Raw genomic sequence first — 18672 nt, forward strand, 5'->3', positions numbered from 1 at the left:
CCCCGTTTCCGGGCCGGCGGTTGAGGGCCGCCGGCCCGGGGTGCGTGTGACTGGGGTATCGCCGCTGACCTGGGGTTACAGGACCGGGAGGTTCTTGCGGAGTTCGAAGGCCGTGACCTCCGAGCGGTATTCCTCCCACTCCTGCTTCTTGTTGCGCAGGAAGAAGTCGAAGACGTGCTCGCCGAGGGTCTCGGCGACCAGTTCGCTGCGTTCCATCAGGGCGATGGCCTCGCCGAGGTTCTGCGGGAGGGGTTCGATGCCCATCGCGCGGCGTTCGGCGTCGGAGAGGGCCCAGACGTCGTCGTCGGCGCCCGCCGGGAGTTCGTAGCCCTCCTCGATGCCCTTGAGGCCGGCCGCGAGGAGGACGGCGTAGGTGAGGTACGGGTTGGCGCCCGAGTCGATCGAGCGGACCTCGACGCGCGAGGAGCCCGTCTTGCCCGGCTTGTACATGGGGACGCGGATCAGTGCCGAGCGGTTGTTGTGGCCCCAGCAGATGTACGAGGGGGCCTCGCCGCCCGCGCCGGCACTGCGGGAGGAGCCGCCCCAGATGCGCTTGTAGGAGTTGACCCACTGGTTGGTGACCGCTGCCGTCTCGGCGGCGTGGCGCAGCAGGCCCGCGATGAAGGAGCGGCCGACCTTGGAGAGCTGGTACTCGGCGCCCGACTCGTAGAAGGCGTTGCGGTCGCCCTCGAAGAGGGAGAGGTGGGTGTGCATGCCCGAGCCGGGGTACTCCGAGAACGGCTTCGGCATGAAGGTGGCCTGGACGCCCTGTTCGAGCGCCACCTGCTTCATGACCAGGCGGAAGGTCATGATGTTGTCGGCCGTGGAGAGCGCGTCGGCGTAGCGGAGGTCGATCTCCTGCTGGCCCGGGGCGCCCTCGTGGTGGCTGAACTCCACCGAGATGCCCATCGATTCGAGCATGGTGATCGCCTGGCGGCGGAAGTCCATGCCCACGTTCTGCGGGGTGTGGTCGAAGTAGCCGGAGTTGTCGGCCGGGACCGGGCGGGTGCCGTCCAGCGGCTTGTCCTTCAGCAGGAAGAACTCGATCTCCGGGTGGGTGTAGAAGGTGAAGCCCAGGTCGGAGGTCTTGGCCAGGATGCGCTTGAGGACGTAGCGCGGGTCCGCGAAGGACGGCGAGCCGTCCGGCATCAGGATGTCGCAGAACATCCGGGCGGTCCCGGGGGCCTCCGCGCGCCACGGCAGTATCTGGAACGTGCTCGGGTCCGGCTTGGCGATCATGTCGGATTCGTAGACCCGCGCGAAGCCCTCGATCGCGGAGCCGTCGAAACCGATGCCTTCGTCGAAGGCCTGCTCCAGCTCCGCCGGCGCGACCGCGACGGACTTGAGGAAGCCCAGTACGTCGGTGAACCACAGGCGCACGAAGCGGATGTCGCGCTCCTCAAGCGTCCGGAGGACGAATTCCTGCTGCTTGTCCATGCCTTCATCCTCGCAGTTCAGACGGCCTGTGCACCACCGCCTCGACAGTCGGGGCACAGTCGGGCGCGCCCAGTATCGCCAGTCGTGGTTTCCGCCACATTACGCACCCGGGAAAGCTCGCGGCACCCCCGCACTGACCTGGGAGCCGTCATGAGCATTACCATCTGCGGCCATGGGGGGCCGGCAGGACACGCAGCCGGGGCGTCGCGGACGTCCCGGGCTTCGGCGTGCCGCCCTGCTGATCGTCTTCGGGGTGCTGGCCGGCGCGCTGCTGCTGTGCGCGCGCTCGGGCGAGTCGCACGTCCCGTCGCCGGGTGTGCAGGTGCAGCAGGTACAGGCGGGGGCGGGGGCGTCGGCGCACGCCGTCTGCGTGTCTCCGTACGACCTGCCCGGCTGCTCTCCGCGCACGCGCGTCACTCCGGGTGTGCTGCCCGTTCCGCCGCCCGCCGTGACGGGCCCCATGGGTGCGCCGGCGCCCGCCGCGATCGCCTCCGGGGCCTCGCGGATCCGGCTGTACGGGGCTCCGCCGCGCGCCCCGGACCTGTATGCCCTCCAGGTGCTGCGGACCTGAGCGGTCCGGTTCGGTTTCGCGTTCATCCACCCCCCTCAGCAGAAGGAAACCAGGGCACATGGCCAGCAAGTCCGGCAGGACCAACCAGAACACCGACCCGAACTCGCGTCAGGCGCGCATAGCCGAGATGCGCCGCGCCGACCAGATCCGGGAGCGGCGCAACAAGGCCATCGCGATCACGGCCGCGTCGGCCGTGGTCGTCGGCCTCGTCGGCTTCGGCGCGTGGGTGCTGATCGACCAGAAGCAGGACGAGCAGCGCAAGCAGGCGGCCGCGGAGAAGATCCGCAAGGAGGCCGAGGAGATCCGCAAGCAGCCGGTCGAGGGCGAGCAGCTCTGGGACGCGAAGAAGCTGGGCCGCAACCACGTCGAGACCCCGGTGAAGTACGAGATGAACCCGCCGGTCGGTGGTGACCACCACCCCCGCTGGATGAACTGCAACGGTGACGTCTACAAGAGCCCGGTGCCGGAGGTGAACGCCGTGCACTCGCTGGAGCACGGCGCGGTCTGGGTGACGTACAACGAGAAGGCCCCCAAGGGTGACGTGGACAAGCTGGCCGCGACCGTCGGCAAGACTCCGTACTCGCTGATGAGCCCGGTCAAGGAGCAGACCGGCTCGATCATGCTCAGCGCGTGGGGCAAGCAGCTGACCGTGGACAGCGCGGACGACCCGCGGGTGTCGCAGTTCTTCACGAAGTACGTGCAGGGCGAGCAGACCCCGGAGCCGGGCGCGGCCTGCACGAGCGGGCTGGCCGGCAAGTGAGCCGCCCGGTCCGCCCGGTCCGCCCCGTCCCCCGTACGTACTGGGTCGCGGGCACGGCCGTCCTGCTGGCCCTGCTGTTCGCGGCTGCCGCCACGGTGGCCGCGACGAACAACCGCGGTTCCGCCGGCTCCGGTCCGTCGGCCGGTACGGCGGCGGCGCCCCGTACTCCCGGGCTCCGGTCGCCGGACGCGGGCTTCGCCCGGGACATGGCGGTACACCACCAGCAGGCGGTGGAGATGTCCTTCATCGTCCGCGACCGCACCCAGGACGAGGCGGTACGCACCCTCGCCTACGACATCGCCAACACCCAGGCCAACCAGCGGGGCATGCTGCTCGGCTGGCTGGACCTGTGGGGGCTGCCGAAGGTGGTGGCCGGCGAGCCGCCGATGTCCTGGATGGGGACCTCGGGCGGCCACGGCGGGCACGCGGGGCACGGCGCCGACGCGGGCGCCGCCAAGCCCGGCGCGCTGATGCCGGGCATGGCCGCCAAGGAGGAGCTGGACCGGCTGGGCACCGCCTCGGGGCGGGACGCGGAGGTGCTCTTCCTCCAGCTGATGACCGACCACCACAAGGGTGGCGTCACGATGGCCGAGGGCTGTGCGCAGCAGTGCGAGACCCCGGTCGAGCGGGCACTGGCGCAGGGCATGGTCGACGCGCAGCGCTCGGAGCTCGCCCTGATGGCGGACATGCTGCGGCAGCGCGGAGCCGCGCCGCGCGGGTGACGCGACACGCCCGTACCGTGGTGAGAGGCGCCCTCTCACCCGTACGGGCGTGTGCTCCGCCGTGTGGGACCCGTACCGGCCCGTGGGGGACCGCCGCGCCGGACGCGTCCGCGCCCGGTGTCGAACGACGTGCTCAGGAGGTTCGACGATGACCACCGCCGCAGACATCATGCACCCCGGGGCCCAGTGGATTCCCGCCACCGAGACCCTCGACCGGGCCGCCCAGCTGATGGCCCGGCTCAATGTGGGCGCCCTGCCCATCAGCGACGCGGAGGAGCGGCTGTGCGGCATCATCACCGACCGCGACATCGTCGTGAACTGTGTGGCCAAGGGCCACGACCCGGCGAAGGTCACCTGCGGTGACATGGCTCAGGGCACCCCGCGCTGGATCGACGCGGGCGCGGACGTCGGCGACGTGCTGGAGGAGATGCAGAGCCACCAGATCCGCCGACTGCCCGTGATCCGGAACAAGAAGCTGGTGGGCATGATCAGCGAGGCCGACCTCGCCCAGCACCTCTCCGACGACCAGATGGCCACCTTCGTGGAGAAGGTCTACGCGCGGGCCTGACCCTGCCCGGCCGTTGCCAGGACCGCCCGGGCCACCTGGCCCGGGCGGTCCAGCATGACCAGGTGGCCGGCGGGCTCGGCGACCTCGAAGCGGGCGCCGAGCAGGTCGGCGAGGTCCGCCTGCCGGGCCAGCCAGCGCAGGGCCGGGCGCCCGGCCGAGCCGTCGTGACCGGCGAGGACGGTGGTGGGGGCGGCCAGCGGGTGCGTCGCGCGCAGGTCCTGCAGCTCGGCGGCCATGTCCAGGTAGCGGGAGTTCTCCAGCAGGGCGCCGCGCCAGACCCGGCCGGTGCGGTAGCAGCGGCGTACGAGGTCCGGTGCGGCCGGGTCGGAGCCGCCGGTGCGGGAGGCCCGTACGGTGGCGCGCCGGGCCAGCGGTCCCAGCGCGGCCGGCAGTCCGGCGGCGCTCAGGGCCCGGCCGAGGGCGCGGGCGGCCCCGGTGCGCAGTGCGACGGGCAGGATCGTGTGCGGGGTCTCCTCGACGCTGCCGTCGACCAGGACGAGCGCGGCGGTGCGCTGCGGGTACAGGCGGGCGAAGGCCTCGGCGTGGAAGGCGGCGATGGAGTGCCCGACGACGGTGACGGGACCGGCGGCCGGGGTGCCGAGCCCCAGCGCGTCCAGCAGCCCGGCGATGCGGCGGGCCTCCCCGGCGGTGGTGGGCGGCTCGGTGGCGGGGCCGCTGAGGCCGTGTCCGGGGCGGTCGAAGCGGACGACGGTGCGGCCCGCGGCAACGAGGGGTGCGACGACCGGGTCCCAGTCGAACCAGGCCATGGCGAGCCCGGCACTGAGGACGCACACGGGTCCCCGGCCTTCGACGACGACGTGCAGCGGGACCCCGTCGACGCGGTCGACGCCGTGGAGGCCGTCGGCGCCGTGGACGGTGACGAACCGGCCGGTGACGCTCACGTACGGCCTTCCTTGTGGACGGAGTAGGCGAGCAGGCCCAGCCAGAGCGCGACGAGGAGCACCTGGAGCCGCTGGCCGGCGCCGAGGGCCCAGGTCCCGCGCCCGGCCGTGAACAGGGCGATCGCGGAGAGGGTCCAGACGGTGGCGAGCAGTTCGAGGGCGACGAGGGCGGGGCCGTAGCGGGCGAGCGGGGCGAACCAGCCGTAGCGGCGGGCGGCGACCGTGAGGGCCACCAGGCCGACGAGGGCCCCGGTCATGGCCAGGCTGCTGCTGACGGCGTGGGCCTGATGGGTGGCGGGGACCAGTCCGGCGGTCTCCCGGGCGGCGCATTCGGGGTCCACGGTGGGCCGGCAGCTCAGCGGCAGCCAGGCATCGGCGGCGGTGGCCGCGCCGAAGAGGGCGATCCCGGACCAGCCGATGACCGCCCAGGCGCGGCGGGACTCCGCGTACTTCAGCAGCCGGAAGAGGGCCAGAAGCCCTCCGGCGAAGGCGAGCAGCCCGGCGGTGAAGTCGGTGGCCCGGAACAGGCCGCCGAGCGGCTGGTCCTGGGCGGCGAGTTCGCTGACGTACGTCTTGATGGGGTTGAGGCCCGTGGAGAGGACGACTTCGAGTACCCACGCCGTGTAGGCGGCCGCGGCCAGACCGATCAGGGTGGCGACCGGCCAGGCGGTCCGCGGCGAGAGTCCATGTGGGGACATAGTGTGACTAATCCTAAGCAGACGCGGGGTCGGTCCTACGATCGGATACCCACCCCCGGTAGGGTTCCCGTCATGACGCGCAGTGCTCAGCGAGCCGCCCCGGGGGCCCGGTTGCTGCTGCTCGCCGCACTGTTGCTGGGCATCGTCACCATGCACACCCTGGGCCATCCGACTGAGTCCCACGCCGTGCAAGACGTGTCCCCGGCCGACTCCGTTGCCTCGGCGGGACACCCCGCCCCGGCCGGGCACGGTGGCACGCGCCACATCTCGGCCCCGGCCACCGACGCGCCCTCCCCCGCGGTCCCCTGGTGGGGACACGCGATGCCCGCGACCGAGATGGACCCCACGTCGGTCTGCCTCGCCGTGCTCGCGGGGCTCGTCGTCCTGCTCATCGGCACCGGCCGGACCGGATCCCGTCGCGCCGCGCCGCTCGGGGGCGCGGCCCGCATACCGGTCCGGTCCGGCGGTGGTCCGGACCCGCCCTCGCCCCGCGAGCTCCTCACCCGGCTGGCGGTCCTGCGGGTGTAGGCCGACGCCGCCGCCCCCGCATGCCCGTGCATGCCCGGGGCGGCGCCGAACCGTGCCCATGCATCCGTACCACCACACCCATGAGGTGCTCCCATGCGCTCTCTTCCCACCCGTCGCACCGTGCTCGGCGCGTCCGCGGCCGCCCTCGGCTCCGGGCTGCTCGCATCCTGCTCCGGATCCTCCGGTTCAGGGGGATCCGCAGGGTCCGCCGGCACCGGCCACGGCTCGATGAACCACGGCGGCTCCGCCGCCGACGCGCCCGAGGGGTACGTGGACCCGGCCGGGCCCGAGGTGCAGGCCGCCGAGGCCGCCCGCAAGGCCACCGGCCCGCTCACCGAGGTCAAGGTGACCGCGACCGCCACCCCGCTCGACCTCGGCGCCGGCATCACCGTCCGCTCCTGGGCGTACGGGGACAAGCTGCCGGGCCAGGAGGTCCGGGCCACCGCGGGCGGCACCCTCGCCCTCACCCTGGCCAACAACCTCCCCGAGGCCACCTCCCTGCACTGGCACGGCCTCACGCTGCGCAACGACATGGACGGGGTCCCGGGGCTCACCCAGCGGGACATCGCCCCGGGCGGGTCCTTCCCGTACAGGTTCGCCGTCCCGAACCCGGGCACGTACTGGTTCCACCCGCACACCGGGGTCCAGCAGGACCGCGGCCTCTACGGCCCGCTCATCATCGAGGACCCCAAGGAGCCGCTCTCCTACGACAAGGAGTGGGTGGTGGTCCTGGACGACTGGATCGACGGGGTGGACGGAGCCACCCCGGACGCCGTCCTCGCCGAGCTCCGCAAGGGCATGAACGGCAACGGCGGAGCCCACGCGGCCCACGGCCGGAGCGCTTCCCCCTCCCTTTCCTCCCCCTCCCCGTCCCCTTCCCCCAGCGGCACCAAGAAGCGCCCCTACGTCGCCATGGGCGGCCACAGCGACTACCTCGGCGGGGACGCGGGCGACGTCGTCTACGCGTACTACCTGATCAACGGGCGGGTGGCGGACGACCCTTCGGTGTTCACCGCCAAGCCCGGCGACCGGATCCGGCTGCGCCTCGTCAACGCCGGCGGGGACACCGCCTTCCGGATCGCCCTCGGCGACCACGAACTGACGGTCACCCACACCGACGGCTACCCGGTGGAGCAGACGACGACGGGGTCACTGCTGCTGGGCATGGGCGAGCGGTATGACGTCCTGGTCACCGCCAAGGACGGGGTGTTCCCCCTCACCGCGCTGGCCGAGGGCAAGGAGGGCTCGGCGCTCGCGGTGCTGCGCACCGGTTCGGGAACGGCGCCCACGGCCGCGACCCGGCCGTCCGAACTGGACGCGCCGCCGCTGATGGCGGACGCGCTGAGGGCCGCCGAATCGGTCGCACTGGCCCCGCGCGACCCGGACCGTACGGTGCAGCTCCGGCTCACCGGCTCCATGACCAACTACAACTGGGCCTTCGACGGCAAGCCGTACACGCCCGACCAGCGGCACCCGGTGAAGGCGGGCGAGCGGGTCCGGCTGGAGTTCCGCAACGCGACCCCGATGTGGCACCCGGTACACCTGCACGGGCACACCTTCGCGCTGGGCGGGCAGGAGGGCGGGCCGCGCAAGGACACCGCGATCCTCCTGCCGGGGCGCAGGCTGACGGTGGACTTCGACGCGGACAACCCCGGGCTGTGGATGACGCACTGCCACAACGTCTACCACTCGGAGTCCGGGATGATGACGGTGCTCGGCTACCAGCTGTAGGTCAGGCCCCCCGCCCGGCCTCCGGGCCGGGCGGGAATTCGGGTGGGCCCCGGGGCGGGCATGACACCCTTGCGGTGATCACGACTGCCGCGACAAAAGGACGACCCCGCCGGTATGAGCACCCCGCCGAACCCGCCCAGCACTCCCGTCGGTTCGCCGACCGAGCCGGCGGGCACCCCGACACCCGAGACGGACTCCATACCGGCGCCCGCGCAGCCGCTCTCGCTGGAGAAGACCCCGGCCGCCCCGAAGGCCCCCGAGGCCCCGAAGGCCCCCGAGGCCCCGGCGACCCCCGAGGCGGAGGCGGCCCAGGCCCCCGAGGTCCCCGAAGCCCCTGCCGCGGCCGCGGCCGCCCCGGAGCCGGTTCCCGTCCCGTCGGCCTTCGCCCCGTCGGCCTTCGCTCCGCCGACGCCGTCCGCACCCGCTCCCGCCCCCGCGGCCGCAGGCTTCGGCGCACCCGGCGCACCCGGTCACCCGTGGGGTGAGCCCACCCCCGGCTTCCCCGGAGCCCAGTACCCCGCGTACCCGCAGGCCACCCCGACCGGCAACGGCCTGGCGGTCGCCGCCGTCATCACCGGTGGCTTCGGCATCTTCCTGGGCGTCATCCCGTTCCTCTTCTGGGCCGGCACCCTGATCGCCGCCGTCGGCGTGGGCCTCGGCATCGGCGGTATCGCCCGCGCCAACAAGGGCGCCCCGAACAAGTCGATGGCCGTCGTGGGCACCGTTCTCGCCGTGCTCGGCCTGCTCTCCTCGGTCGGCGGCTTCTTCCTCACCTCCATGCTCTTCGACAGGGCCGACAGCCGCTTCGACCGGCGGACCGAGGAGGACCGGGGGCCGGACGGGCACTACCCCAGCAGTGAGCCCTGGCCCTCCAAGTCCCCTTCGCCCACCCCGGTCCCCGGCCTGACCAGCGCGCTGCCGTTCGGCGAGACCTTCACCTACCCGAACGGCATCAAGGTGAGCCTCTCGGTTCCGGCGATGTACGAGCCGAAGGACCAGTACTCCCGCGAGACGATCAAGAACGCGGTCGTGCTCACCGTCACCATCACCAACGGCTCGGCCAAGCCGCACGAGGTGATCTCCGCCTCGCCCAACGTCCGCGACGACCAGGGCATGACCGCCCAGATGGCCTTCGACGGCCGCAATGTGCCGAAGATGATCAGGGGCTCGATCCTGCCGGGCGAATCCGCCAGCGGGGTCGTGGCCTTCGAGGTCCCCAAGAGCACCAAGAGCATCACCGCGGACATCTCCGCCGGGGTCGGTCTCGACAACGTGAAGTACGCGGGCCCGATCGGCTGACGGAACGTCACCACGCAGGAAACAGGCGGGGCCCGGGACATCGCGTCAGAAAGACGATTACACTGGGCCCCGTGCCTCAACTTCGACTCGCTCTGAATCAGATCGACTCGCACGTCGGCGACATCGCCGCCAACGCCGACTCGGTCGTCCACTGGACCCGGCACTCCGCCGAGCAGGGCGCCCACCTGGTGGCGTTCCCGGAGATGATGCTGACCGGGTACCCCGTCGAGGACCTCGCCCTGCGCGGGTCCTTCGTGGAGGCCTCCCGTACCGCGCTGCGCGAGCTCGCGGAGCGGCTGGCGGCCGAGGGGCTCGGCGAGCTGCCGGTCGTCGTCGGCTACCTCGACCGCACCGAGCGGGCCACGCCCCGCCTGGGCCGCCCGGCCGGCTCCCCCGAGAACGCGGCCGCCGTGCTGCACCGCGGGCAGGTCGTCCTGCGCTTCGCCAAGCACCACCTCCCCAACTACGGCGTGTTCGACGAGTTCCGGTACTTCGTACCGGGCGACACGCAGCCGGTGATCCGGGTGGGCGGGGTCGACGTGGCCCTGGCCATCTGCGAGGACCTCTGGCAGGAGGGCGGCCGGGTCCCGGCCACCCGCTCCGCCGGGGCCGGGCTGCTGATCTCCGTGAACGCTTCCCCGTACGAGCGCAACAAGGACGACCTGCGCCTCGAACTGGTCCAGAAGCGGGCCCAGGAGGCCGGCTGCACCCTCGCCTACCTGGCGATGATCGGCGGCCAGGACGAGCTGGTCTTCGACGGCGACTCGATCGTCGTCGACGCCGACGGGCAGGTCATCGCCCGCGCCCCGCAGTTCTCCGAGGGCTGCGTCCTGGTCGACCTCGACCTGCCGGCCGCCCGCCCCGACGCGCCCGAGGGCGTGGTGGACGACGGGCTGCGCATCGAGCGCGTGATCCTCTCCGAGGAGCCCGTGGAGCCGTACGAGCCGGTGGTCACCGGCGGTTACGCCGACCGGCTCGACGACGACGAGGAGATCTACGACGCGCTGGTCGTGGGGCTGCGCGCCTACGTCAAGAAGAACGGGTTCCGCTCCGTCCTGATCGGGCTCTCCGGCGGCATCGACTCCGCGCTCGTCGCCGCCATCGCCTGCGACGCGATCGGCGCGCAGAACGTCTACGGCGTCTCGATGCCCTCGAAGTACTCCTCGGACCACTCCCGCAACGACGCGGCCGACCTGGCCGAGCGCACCGGGCTGAACTTCCGGACCGTCTCCATCGAGCCGATGTTCGACGCCTACATGGGCTCGCTGGGCCTGACCGGCCTGGCCGAGGAGAACCTCCAGTCCCGGCTGCGCGGCACCCTGCTGATGGCGCTGTCCAACCAGGAGGGCCACATCGTGCTGGCCCCGGGCAACAAGTCGGAGCTGGCCGTCGGCTACTCCACCCTGTACGGCGATTCGGTGGGCGCGTACGGCCCGATCAAGGACGTCTACAAGTCGGACGTCTTCCGGCTCGCGGAGTACCGCAACCGGGCCGCCGCCGAGCGCGGTGAGCTCCCGCCGATCCCGGAGAACTCGATCGTGAAGCCGCCGAGCGCCGAGCTGCGCCCGGGCCAGGTGGACACGGACTCGCTGCCGGACTACCCGGTGCTCGACGCGGTCCTGGCCATGTACGTGGACCGCGACCAGGGCATGGACGCGATCGTGGCGGCCGGCTTCGACCCGGAGCTGGTGGCCAGGACCCTGCGGATGGTGGACACGGCGGAGTACAAGCGCCGCCAGTACCCGCCGGGCACGAAGATCTCCGCGAAGGGCTTCGGCAAGGACCGCCGGCTGCCGATCACGAACGGCTGGCGCGAGCGGGCGTAGCCGCGGCCGCGCGAAGGCCCCGGCCGCTCCCCGAGGGGAGTGGCCGGGGCCTTCGCGTACCCGCGTCCGTCAGCGCTTCAAGGTGACCCGGGCCGCGACGGGAAGGTGGTCACTGCCGGTGCGGGGCAGGGTCCAGGAGGCCTCCGGCCGGATTCCGCGGACCATGATCTGGTCGATCCGGGCCATCGGGAACTGCGCCGGCCAGCTGAACCCGAAGCCGTCGCCCGCCGCGCCCTGGGTGGAGCGCATCTGCGAGGTGACCTCGGACAGGGCGCGGTCGTTCATGGTTCCGTTGAGGTCGCCGAGCAGGATGACCTTCTTCAGCGGCTCGGAGGCGAGCGCGGCGCCCAGCGCGTCGGCGCTGTCGTCGCGCTGGTTGGCGGTGAAGCCGGCGTTCAGCTTGACCCGGACGGAGGGCAGGTGGGCGACGAAGGCGGCGACCTCCCCCTGGGGGGTGGTGACGGTGGCGCGCATGGCCCGGGTCCAGCCCATCCGGATGTCGACGGGCGCGCTCGCGCTGAGCGGGTACTTGCTCCACAGGCCGACGGTGCCCTCGACGGAGTGGTACTTGTACGTGGCCGCGAGGGCCCTCTCGTAGACGGGGACGGCGCTGCCCTTGAGCTCGGTCAGGGCCAGGACGTCGGCCCTGGACCGGGCCACCGACTCGGCGGTGCCGCGCGGGTCGGGGTTGTCGGCGTCGACGTTGTGGGTGGCCACCACCAGGTTGCCGCCGGAGCCGGACTTGTCGCTGACCAGGCCGCCGAAGAGGTTCGCCCAGACCGCGGCCGTCAGCAGTACCGCGAGGAGCGCGGTCGCGGATTTGCGGTAGACGGCCCCGGCCAGCAGGAGCGGGACGGCCAGGCCCACCCAGGGCAGGAAGGTCTCGGTGAGGCTGCCGAGGTTGCCCACCTGGTTGGGCAGCTCCGCGTGGAGGATCATGACGAGCGAGATCAGTGCGGCGATCGCGGCGAGGACCCAGCCCCGCCGCCAGATTCCGGGGTCCTTGCGCAGTGCGGTCAGCCGGCGCCGGAGGTGGGTTCCGGAGGGCTCGGGCTCCGAGCCACCGTTCCCCGACTCCGTCATGTACGCCTGTGCCATGCCACTGCCCTCACTGCCGTGCTCGCGCTCCGTCCCCGCCCCTTGACCCTAGGCGATGAACCGGAGCCTTCCGTGCCGTACGTCACGACCGCCGGTCACGGTCGTACGTCCGGGAGGACGAACGGCCGTGCGCAGGGGGTTCCGCTTGTCACGAAACGCGCACATTGGATCCCGTGGCCAGGCTCGCGCCACGGACCACTTCCGCCTTTGCCCGCGCGGATGCCACCATGGGGGGTGAGTCCGGGGACGTCGTAAGGGCGCCTCGAGATGACACAAGGAGCAGTTGCAATGACGCCTGCCGTTTCGCCTGCCCGCGAACCCGCAACAGCATCTCCGTCGGACGCACCCACCCTGTACGGAGGCACGGGCACCCGGCGCATCACCGTCCGCGACCTGACCCTCGCCAAGGAACGCGGCGAGAAGTGGCCCATGCTCACCGCCTACGACGCGATGACCGCGTCCGTCTTCGACGAGGCCGGTATCCCGGTCATCCTCGTCGGCGACTCCATGGGCAATTGCCACCTCGGCTACGACTCCACCGTCCCGGTGACGATGGACCAGATGACCATGCTCTCGGCGGCCGTCGTACGCGGCACGAGCCGTGCGCTGGTCATCGGCGACATGCCGTTCGGCTCGTACCAGGAAGGCGCGGTGCAGGCCCTGCGCAGCGCCACCCGTCTCGTCAAGGAGGCCGGGGTCGGCGCGGTGAAGCTGGAGGGCGGCGAGCGCTCGCTGGCCCAGACCGAGCTGATCGTGCAGTCCGGCATCCCCGTCATGTCCCACCTGGGTCTGACCCCGCAGTCCGTCAACGCCATGGGCTACCGGGTCCAGGGCCGCGGCGACGAGGCCGCGCACCAGTTGCTGCGCGACGCGAAGGCGGCGCAGGACGCGGGCGCGTTCGCGGTGGTGCTGGAGCTCGTCCCGGCCGAGCTGGCCGCCGAGGTCACCCGGTCCCTGCACATCCCGACGGTCGGCATCGGCGCCGGCGCGGAGTGCGACGCGCAGGTGCTGGTGTGGACCGACATGATGGGCCTGACCGGCGGGAAGATGCCGAAGTTCGTCAAGCAGTACGCGAAGCTCCGCGAGACCATGACCGGCGCGGCGAAGGCCTTCGCCGAGGACGTGGTCGGCGGAACGTTCCCGCAGGCGGAGCACGCCTTCCACTGACGCGGTGAGCGACGGCCCGACAGCCCGCCGACCGCGTGTCGGCGGGCTGTCGTATGTCTGTCGTACGTTTGTCGGTCGGCTGTCGGTGCTTTGTCAGTGGCGGCTGGTCCCATGAGGGCATGACGCGAAACGACAACAAGCCCAACGCCGTGGAGGTACGGGGGCTGGTCAAGCACTACGGCGAGACCAAGGCCCTCGACGGTGTCGACCTGGACGTACGGGAGGGCACGGTCCTCGGGGTCCTCGGCCCCAACGGCGCCGGCAAGACCACGCTCGTCCGCTGCCTCTCCACCCTGATCACCCCGGACGCCGGCACCGCGGTCGTCGCCGGCTTCGACGTGGTCCGCCAGCCGCGGCAGCTGCGCCGCACCATCGGCCTCACCGGCCAGTACGCCTCGGTCGACGAGAAGCTCTCCGGCTGGGAGAACCTCTACATGATCGGGCGGCTGCTCGACCTCTCCCGCAAGGACGCCCGCCGCCGCGCGGACGAGATGCTGGAGCGGTTCTCCCTGACCGAGGCGGGCAAGAAGGCCGCCATGCACTACTCCGGCGGTATGCGCCGCCGGCTCGACCTCGCCGCCTCCCTGATCGGCAACCCGGCCGTGCTCTACCTGGACGAGCCGACCACCGGTCTCGACCCCCGCACCCGCAACGAGGTGTGGGACGAGGTCCAGCGCCTGGTCGCCGAGGGCGCCACCGTGCTGCTCACCACCCAGTACATGGAGGAGGCCGAGCAGCTCGCCAGCGAGCTGACGGTCATCGACCGCGGCAAGGTCATCGCCAACGGCAAGGTCGACGAGCTGAAGGCGCGCGTCGGCGGCCGCACCCTGAAGATCCGCCCCGTGGCGGCCTCGGACCTGCCGGGCATGGCCCGGGCGCTGGCCGAGGCCGGACTGGACGGCGTGGCCGGCAGCCAGGCCGTGCCGGACGAGGGCGTGCTGCTGGTCCCGATCCTCAGCGACGAGCAGCTGACGGCCGTCGTCGGCCTGCTGGCCGCCCGCGGGTACGCGATCGCCGATCTCGGCACCTACCTGCCCAGCCTGGACGAGGTGTTCCTGGCCATCACCGGCCAGAAGCCCCTCTCCGTCGAGGACTCCGTTCCCACCGAGAAGACCGAGGAGGTCGCGGCATGAGCACCGTAACCACGACGAAGCCCGCTCCCACCGCCTCCGGTCCGGCTCCGGTGGACGGCCGGTCCGGCGAGGGCCGGATCGGACTGCGCGCCAACCTGCGGCACATCGGCGCGCTCGTGCGCCGCAACGCCCTGCAGATCAAGCAGGACCCCGAGTCGATGTTCGACGTCCTGTTCATGCCGATCATCTTCACGCTGCTGTTCGTGTTCGTCTTCGGCGGCGCCGTCTCCGGCAAGGGCAACCAGAGCCAGTACGTCAGCTACCTGGTCCCGGGCCTCATGGCCATGATGGGCATGAACATCGCCATGGCGGTGGGCACCGGCGTCAACGACGACTTCAAGAAGGGCGTGATGGACCGGTTCCGGTCCATGCCGATCGCCCGGTCGTCCGTACTCCTCGCCAAGATCGTCGTCGAGATCGGCCGGATGCTCGTCGCCATCACGATCCTGCTGGGCATGGGCTTCATCCTGGGCCTGTCGATCAAGGGCTCGATCGTGGACCTGTTCCTGTCCATCGGCCTGTCGGTCGTCTTCGGCAGCGCGCTGATGTGGATCTTCATCCTGCTGGGTCTCACCCTGAGCTCCGCACAGGCCGTCCAGGGCATGGCCATGATGGTCCTCATGCCGCTCCAGTTCGGCAGCTCCATCTTCGCCATGCCGTCCACCATGCCGGGCTGGCTGCAGACCTTCACGGACTACAACCCGCTGTCCAACCTGGCCGACGCGGCCCGGGCCCTGATCAACGGGACGCCGGTGGGCGACTCGGTGTGGATGACCCTGGCCTGGTCGCTGGCCATCACCGCGGTCACCATGCCGCTCGCGGTACGGAAGTTCCGCCAGAAGACCTGACCCGCGGACCGATCCGTTCGGATCGCGTCCCGGACGGGCACCGGCCGGGGGCCGGGTCAGATGAGGGCGGTGGCCTCCTCCAGGGAGAGGCCGCCGCCTTCGGCGTATGCCTTCTCGTAGACGGCTTCGCCCAGCGCCGCCCGGGCCAGCTCCTGCGCGCGGGCGTGGTCCTCGCGCTCCGTCGTGACCGGGAAGTGCGCGGGCGGCAGCTGCGCCCGGTAGGCACCCAGCAGCCTGGCGGCGTCGTACTCCCGGCGCCGACCGCCGAGCGAGACCAGCGAGAGGGCCGCCGTCAGCAGGTAGACCGCGGGCATCTGCGGGGCCACCATCCGCGCCATCGGGTCCAGGGCGGTGCCCATGCCCTGGCGCAGCCGGCCGAGGGCCTCCTCGTACAGCCCCTGCCGGTTGTCCAGCCAGGCCATCGTGCCGAGCAGGAAACCGTCGAAGATGGCGAACGCGCCGAAGGCGAACTCGTCCCGCAGGAGCTGCAGCTGGGCGCGCGCCTCGGAGATCCGGCCCGTGCGGCCGAGGATGCCCGCGAGGAACATCCGGGCGGCGGGCATGGCCTCGTTGCCGTACCGCTGCACCGTCGCGGTGATCTCGGTGAGGATCCGCTCGGCCTCCTCGATCCGGCCGGCCTCGGTCAGCGTCCCGGCCATCCGTACGCGCAGCACCGTCACCTGGGCCATCGCGCCGAGGCGTTCGGCGTAGGCGATGGCCTCCTGGAAGTCGCGGGCGGCCAGTGCGTACGCGCCGCGCTTCTCCCGGGCCTCGGCGCGGGCGGACAGCGCCTCGGCGCAGCCCCAGGCGTCGCCGAGTTCACGGAACAGGGCCAGGCTCTCGTCGGCGTCGCGCGAGGCGTCCCCGGCCCAGTCGGCCCGGTTCGCGAGGATGTTGGCGCGCAGCTGGAGCGCGGAGGCCAGTTCCCAGCGGTAGCCGAGCTCGCGGGCGGTCGTGACGGTCGCGTCGACGACCCGCTGGAGCAGCCCGGGGTCGCCGGCGATCATGACGGCGTAGATCCACAGGGAGGCGGGGGTCTGGCAGGTCTGCGGCAGTCCGGGCCGGTAGGTGGCGAGGACCCCGTCGATCAGGGCGCGGACCGAGGGGGTGTTCCAGGTCTCGTTGGTCTGGTCGCGGGAGGCCAGCAGGACCAGGTTGAGGGCGCGCCAGCCTTCGGTACGCGTTTCGCCGGAGTAGGGCGGCGGCGTGTCGACGAGCCTTTCGTAGACGGGCTCGGCGGGGACGAAGGGCGGCTCGAAGGGGTTGGGGCCGAGGGTGGCGGTGGCCTCGGCCCAGTGCCGGGACTCGGAGCGCAGGTCGTGCATGTGCCAGTACCAGCCGAGCGAGTGGACCAGGCACAGGGCTTCGTCGGCGTCGCGTACGGCGACGGCGCGGCGCAGGGCGGTACGCAGGTTCTCGTACTCGGTGGCGAGCCGGTCGGCGGCCGCCCGCTGGCCGTGGCCGCGCAGCAGCGGCTCGGTGGTGCGGGCGAGCTCCCGGTAGTGGACGAGGTGGCGGTGCTCGGTGGCCTCGCGGTCGCCGGCGGTATCGGCGAGGCGTTCGGCGGCGTACTCGCCGACCGTCTCCAGCAGTCGGTAGCGCATGCCGCGGCCGTCGGGGCCGGGGGCGGCCACGACGAGGGACTTGTCGACGAGGGAGCCGAGGACGTCGGCGGCGTCGTAGGAAGCGGGGTCGGACGGGTCGGCGCAGACGGCCTCGGCGGCGGCGAGGTCGCAGCCGCCGGCGAAGACGGACAGCCGGCGCAGGGCCGTGCGTTCGGCCTCGTCGAGCAGGTCCCAGGACCAGTCGACGACGGCGCGCAGGGTCTGCTGGCGGGGCAGGACGGTACGGGCGCCGCTGGTCAGGAGGCGGAAGCGGTCGTCGAGGCGGTCGGCGATCTGGCGCGGGGTGAGCAGCCGCAGCCGGGCGGCGGCCAGCTCGATGGCGAGCGGCAGACCGTCGAGGCGGCGGCAGATCTCGGCGGCCGCGGCCGGGTCCTCCTCGACGGTGAACCCGGCGCGGGCGGCGGCCCCGCGGTCGCCGAGCAGCCGCAGCGCGATCGGGTCGGGCAGCGGTTCCACCGGGCGCACGGACTCCCCCGGGACGCCGAGGGGTTCGCGGCTGGTGGCCAGGATCCGGACGTCGGGGCAGTGCGTGAGGAGGCGTTCCGCGAGGGCGGCGGCCGCGCCGATGACGTGCTCGCAGTTGTCGAGCAGCAGCAGGAGCCGGCGCCGTGCGCAGTGCTCGGCGAGCCGGTCGAGGGGGTCGTCCCCGGCGCGGTCGGTGAAGGCGCGCAGTTCCTCGGCGGCGGCGCCGCGCAGCTTGGTCTCCCGGGCCCCGAGCGCGGCGAGGGTGGCTTCGGCGACGTCCTCGGGGTCGTCGACGGGGGCGAGTTCGACGAGCCAGACCCCGTCGGGCCAGGCGCTCTCGTCCTGGGCCTCGGCGGCCTCCTGGGACAGCCGCGTCTTGCCGGCGCCGCCGGGCCCGAGGAGCGTGACGAGGCGGGCCCGCGCGAGGTCGTCCCCGATGGTGCGGATGTCGTCCTCACGGCCGACGAAGGTGGTCAGGCGCGCCCGCAGATTTCCCGCGGACGCGGGGGCGGCCGGGGCCACGACGGCGGCGGGCGCGGCACCGGCACCGGCGGCAGCAGCGTCGGCGGTCGGCGGGTGCCCGTCCGAGGTCAGCAGTTCGGCGTGCAGGGCCCGCAGTTCCGGGCCCGGGTCCGTGCCCAGCCGGTCGGACAGCTCCCGGCGCAGGCTGTCGTACTCGGCCAGCGCCTCCGCCGGGCGGCCCGCGTCGCGCAGGGCCCGTATGCGCAGGGTGTGCAGCGGCTCGTCCAGCGGCTGCTGCGCGCACATCGCGGTCAGCTCCGGCAGGCACCGCTCCGCCTCGCCCATGGCCAGGCCCGCCGCGAGCCGCCCCCGGCGCGCGTCCATCCGTACGGCCTCCCAGCGCGCGGCCTCCGCGGCCGGGTCCGGCAGGTCGGCGAGGGCCGGTCCGCGCCACAGGGCCAGGGCCTCCTCGTACAGGGCCGCCGCCTCGGCCGGTTCCGGCGCCTGGCCTCCGGCCCGGACCAGCCGCTCGAAGCGGTACAGGTCGACGTCCTCGCGCTCGGCGGCCAGCTGGTAGCCGCCCTCCGCGGAGCGCACGGCCGTGTGCCCGAGCGCCCGCCGCAGCCGGGCGACCAGCGCCTGCAGGGCCGCCACCGCGTCGGCCGGCGGATCGCCGTCCCACACCTCGGCGACGAGCAGCCGGGCGGGCACCACCCGCCCCGGCCGCAGCGCGAGCGCTGTCAGGAGCGCCCGAAGGCGTGCTCCGCCGACGGCGACGGGGGTCCCGTCGTCGTGGATGGCCTGGGCGGTTCCGAGGATCGCGTAACGCACC

Annotated in this window: 16 protein-coding genes; 11 read left to right on the forward strand and 5 right to left on the reverse strand. The window is 72.7% G+C overall.

Annotation, left to right across the window (positions count from 1 at the left end):
• Window positions 1-75: 75 nt before the first annotated feature.
• Window positions 76-1437 carry a glutamine synthetase family protein gene (locus ACFY04_RS02225; RefSeq protein ID WP_030012459.1) on the reverse strand — a complete coding sequence of 454 codons (1362 nt, stop codon included), beginning with the start codon at window positions 1435-1437 and terminating at the stop codon, window positions 76-78.
• Between the two features lie 172 nt (window positions 1438-1609).
• Here ACFY04_RS02225 and ACFY04_RS02230 point away from each other — a divergent pair, with 172 nt between their 5' ends.
• The 4 genes from ACFY04_RS02230 (at window position 1610) to ACFY04_RS02245 (ending at window position 4058) form a co-directional block, all read left to right on the forward strand.
• Complete coding sequence (locus ACFY04_RS02230) at window positions 1610-2008, forward strand: hypothetical protein (RefSeq protein ID WP_389113788.1); 399 nt, start codon at window positions 1610-1612, stop codon at window positions 2006-2008.
• A 58-nt stretch (window positions 2009-2066) separates the two neighbouring features.
• Window positions 2067-2768: a DUF3105 domain-containing protein gene (locus tag ACFY04_RS02235; protein WP_389113789.1), complete on the forward strand. Its 702-nt coding sequence runs from the start codon at window positions 2067-2069 to the stop codon at window positions 2766-2768.
• Window positions 2765-3490, forward strand: coding sequence for a DUF305 domain-containing protein (locus ACFY04_RS02240; protein WP_389113790.1), 726 nt, complete (start codon window positions 2765-2767; stop codon window positions 3488-3490). The genes ACFY04_RS02235 and ACFY04_RS02240 overlap by 4 nt, the downstream gene beginning before the upstream one ends.
• Window positions 3491-3638: 148 nt before the next feature.
• A complete protein-coding gene (locus ACFY04_RS02245; protein WP_327735177.1) occupies window positions 3639-4058 on the forward strand; it encodes a CBS domain-containing protein in 420 nt (139 codons plus the stop codon).
• On the opposite strand, the gene ACFY04_RS02250 is transcribed toward ACFY04_RS02245, so the two are convergent.
• Window positions 4043-4960 carry an alpha/beta fold hydrolase gene (locus tag ACFY04_RS02250; protein ID WP_389113791.1) on the reverse strand — a complete coding sequence of 306 codons (918 nt, stop codon included), beginning with the start codon at window positions 4958-4960 and terminating at the stop codon, window positions 4043-4045. The two genes, ACFY04_RS02245 and ACFY04_RS02250, sit on opposite strands and share 16 nt — an antisense overlap.
• Window positions 4957-5658 (reverse strand): DUF998 domain-containing protein, encoded by a 702-nt coding sequence (locus ACFY04_RS02255; protein WP_389113792.1) that lies wholly within the window; start codon window positions 5656-5658, stop codon window positions 4957-4959. Before ACFY04_RS02255 ends, ACFY04_RS02250 begins: the two co-directional genes overlap by 4 nt.
• 72 nt (window positions 5659-5730) lie before the next feature.
• Between ACFY04_RS02255 and ACFY04_RS02260 the strand changes: the two genes are divergently transcribed.
• The 4 genes from ACFY04_RS02260 (at window position 5731) to ACFY04_RS02275 (ending at window position 11042) form a co-directional block, all read left to right on the forward strand.
• A complete protein-coding gene (locus ACFY04_RS02260; protein ID WP_389113793.1) occupies window positions 5731-6186 on the forward strand; it encodes a hypothetical protein in 456 nt (151 codons plus the stop codon).
• A 93-nt stretch (window positions 6187-6279) separates the two neighbouring features.
• Window positions 6280-7917 (forward strand): multicopper oxidase family protein, encoded by a 1638-nt coding sequence (locus ACFY04_RS02265; RefSeq protein ID WP_389113794.1) that lies wholly within the window; start codon window positions 6280-6282, stop codon window positions 7915-7917.
• Between the two features lie 114 nt (window positions 7918-8031).
• Window positions 8032-9216 (forward strand): DUF4352 domain-containing protein, encoded by a 1185-nt coding sequence (locus tag ACFY04_RS02270; protein ID WP_389113795.1) that lies wholly within the window; start codon window positions 8032-8034, stop codon window positions 9214-9216.
• A gap of 71 nt (window positions 9217-9287) precedes the next feature.
• The gene (locus ACFY04_RS02275; protein ID WP_389113796.1) at window positions 9288-11042 is read left to right on the forward strand and encodes an NAD+ synthase; all 1755 of its coding nucleotides are present in this window, start codon (window positions 9288-9290) and stop codon (window positions 11040-11042) included.
• A 69-nt stretch (window positions 11043-11111) separates the two neighbouring features.
• Here ACFY04_RS02275 and ACFY04_RS02280 read toward each other — a convergent pair whose 3' ends face one another.
• Entirely contained in the window at window positions 11112-12140 is a 1029-nt protein-coding gene (locus tag ACFY04_RS02280; protein WP_389113797.1) for an endonuclease/exonuclease/phosphatase family protein, read from the reverse strand.
• 288 nt (window positions 12141-12428) lie between these two features.
• Between ACFY04_RS02280 and panB the strand changes: the two genes are divergently transcribed.
• The 3 genes from panB to ACFY04_RS02295 all read left to right on the forward strand — a co-directional run bounded on the left by panB (window position 12429) and on the right by ACFY04_RS02295 (window position 15288).
• Window positions 12429-13307, forward strand: a complete 879-nt coding sequence (gene panB, locus ACFY04_RS02285; RefSeq protein ID WP_389113798.1) for a 3-methyl-2-oxobutanoate hydroxymethyltransferase — start codon at window positions 12429-12431, stop codon at window positions 13305-13307.
• 119 nt (window positions 13308-13426) lie between these two features.
• Complete coding sequence (locus ACFY04_RS02290; protein ID WP_389113799.1) at window positions 13427-14440, forward strand: ATP-binding cassette domain-containing protein; 1014 nt, start codon at window positions 13427-13429, stop codon at window positions 14438-14440.
• Window positions 14437-15288: an ABC transporter permease gene (locus ACFY04_RS02295; protein WP_389113800.1), complete on the forward strand. Its 852-nt coding sequence runs from the start codon at window positions 14437-14439 to the stop codon at window positions 15286-15288. Before ACFY04_RS02290 ends, ACFY04_RS02295 begins: the two co-directional genes overlap by 4 nt.
• A gap of 56 nt (window positions 15289-15344) precedes the next feature.
• Here ACFY04_RS02295 and ACFY04_RS02300 read toward each other — a convergent pair whose 3' ends face one another.
• Entirely contained in the window at window positions 15345-18671 is a 3327-nt protein-coding gene (locus tag ACFY04_RS02300; protein WP_389113801.1) for a BTAD domain-containing putative transcriptional regulator, read from the reverse strand.
• Between the last annotated feature and the right edge of the window lies 1 nt (window position 18672).

This window comes from Streptomyces sp. NPDC001549 (assembly GCF_042894025.1).
GTDB classification, from domain to species: Bacteria; Actinomycetota; Actinomycetes; order Streptomycetales; family Streptomycetaceae; genus Streptomyces; species Streptomyces kutzneri.

Coding starts and splice junctions, on each gene's coding strand:
- ACFY04_RS02225 (WP_030012459.1), bottom strand. CDS start 1,437: ATGGACAAGCAGCAGGAATTCGTCCTCCGGACGCTTGAGGAGCGCGAC.
- ACFY04_RS02265 (WP_389113794.1), top strand. CDS start 6,280: ATGCGCTCTCTTCCCACCCGTCGCACCGTGCTCGGCGCGTCCGCGGCC.
- ACFY04_RS02290 (WP_389113799.1), top strand. CDS start 13,427: ATGACGCGAAACGACAACAAGCCCAACGCCGTGGAGGTACGGGGGCTG.
- panB (WP_389113798.1), top strand. CDS start 12,429: ATGACGCCTGCCGTTTCGCCTGCCCGCGAACCCGCAACAGCATCTCCG.
- ACFY04_RS02245 (WP_327735177.1), top strand. CDS start 3,639: ATGACCACCGCCGCAGACATCATGCACCCCGGGGCCCAGTGGATTCCC.
- ACFY04_RS02295 (WP_389113800.1), top strand. CDS start 14,437: ATGAGCACCGTAACCACGACGAAGCCCGCTCCCACCGCCTCCGGTCCG.
- ACFY04_RS02270 (WP_389113795.1), top strand. CDS start 8,032: ATGAGCACCCCGCCGAACCCGCCCAGCACTCCCGTCGGTTCGCCGACC.
- ACFY04_RS02280 (WP_389113797.1), bottom strand. CDS start 12,140: ATGGCACAGGCGTACATGACGGAGTCGGGGAACGGTGGCTCGGAGCCC.
- ACFY04_RS02230 (WP_389113788.1), top strand. CDS start 1,610: ATGGGGGGCCGGCAGGACACGCAGCCGGGGCGTCGCGGACGTCCCGGG.
- ACFY04_RS02260 (WP_389113793.1), top strand. CDS start 5,731: ATGACGCGCAGTGCTCAGCGAGCCGCCCCGGGGGCCCGGTTGCTGCTG.
- ACFY04_RS02235 (WP_389113789.1), top strand. CDS start 2,067: ATGGCCAGCAAGTCCGGCAGGACCAACCAGAACACCGACCCGAACTCG.
- ACFY04_RS02255 (WP_389113792.1), bottom strand. CDS start 5,658: ATGTCCCCACATGGACTCTCGCCGCGGACCGCCTGGCCGGTCGCCACC.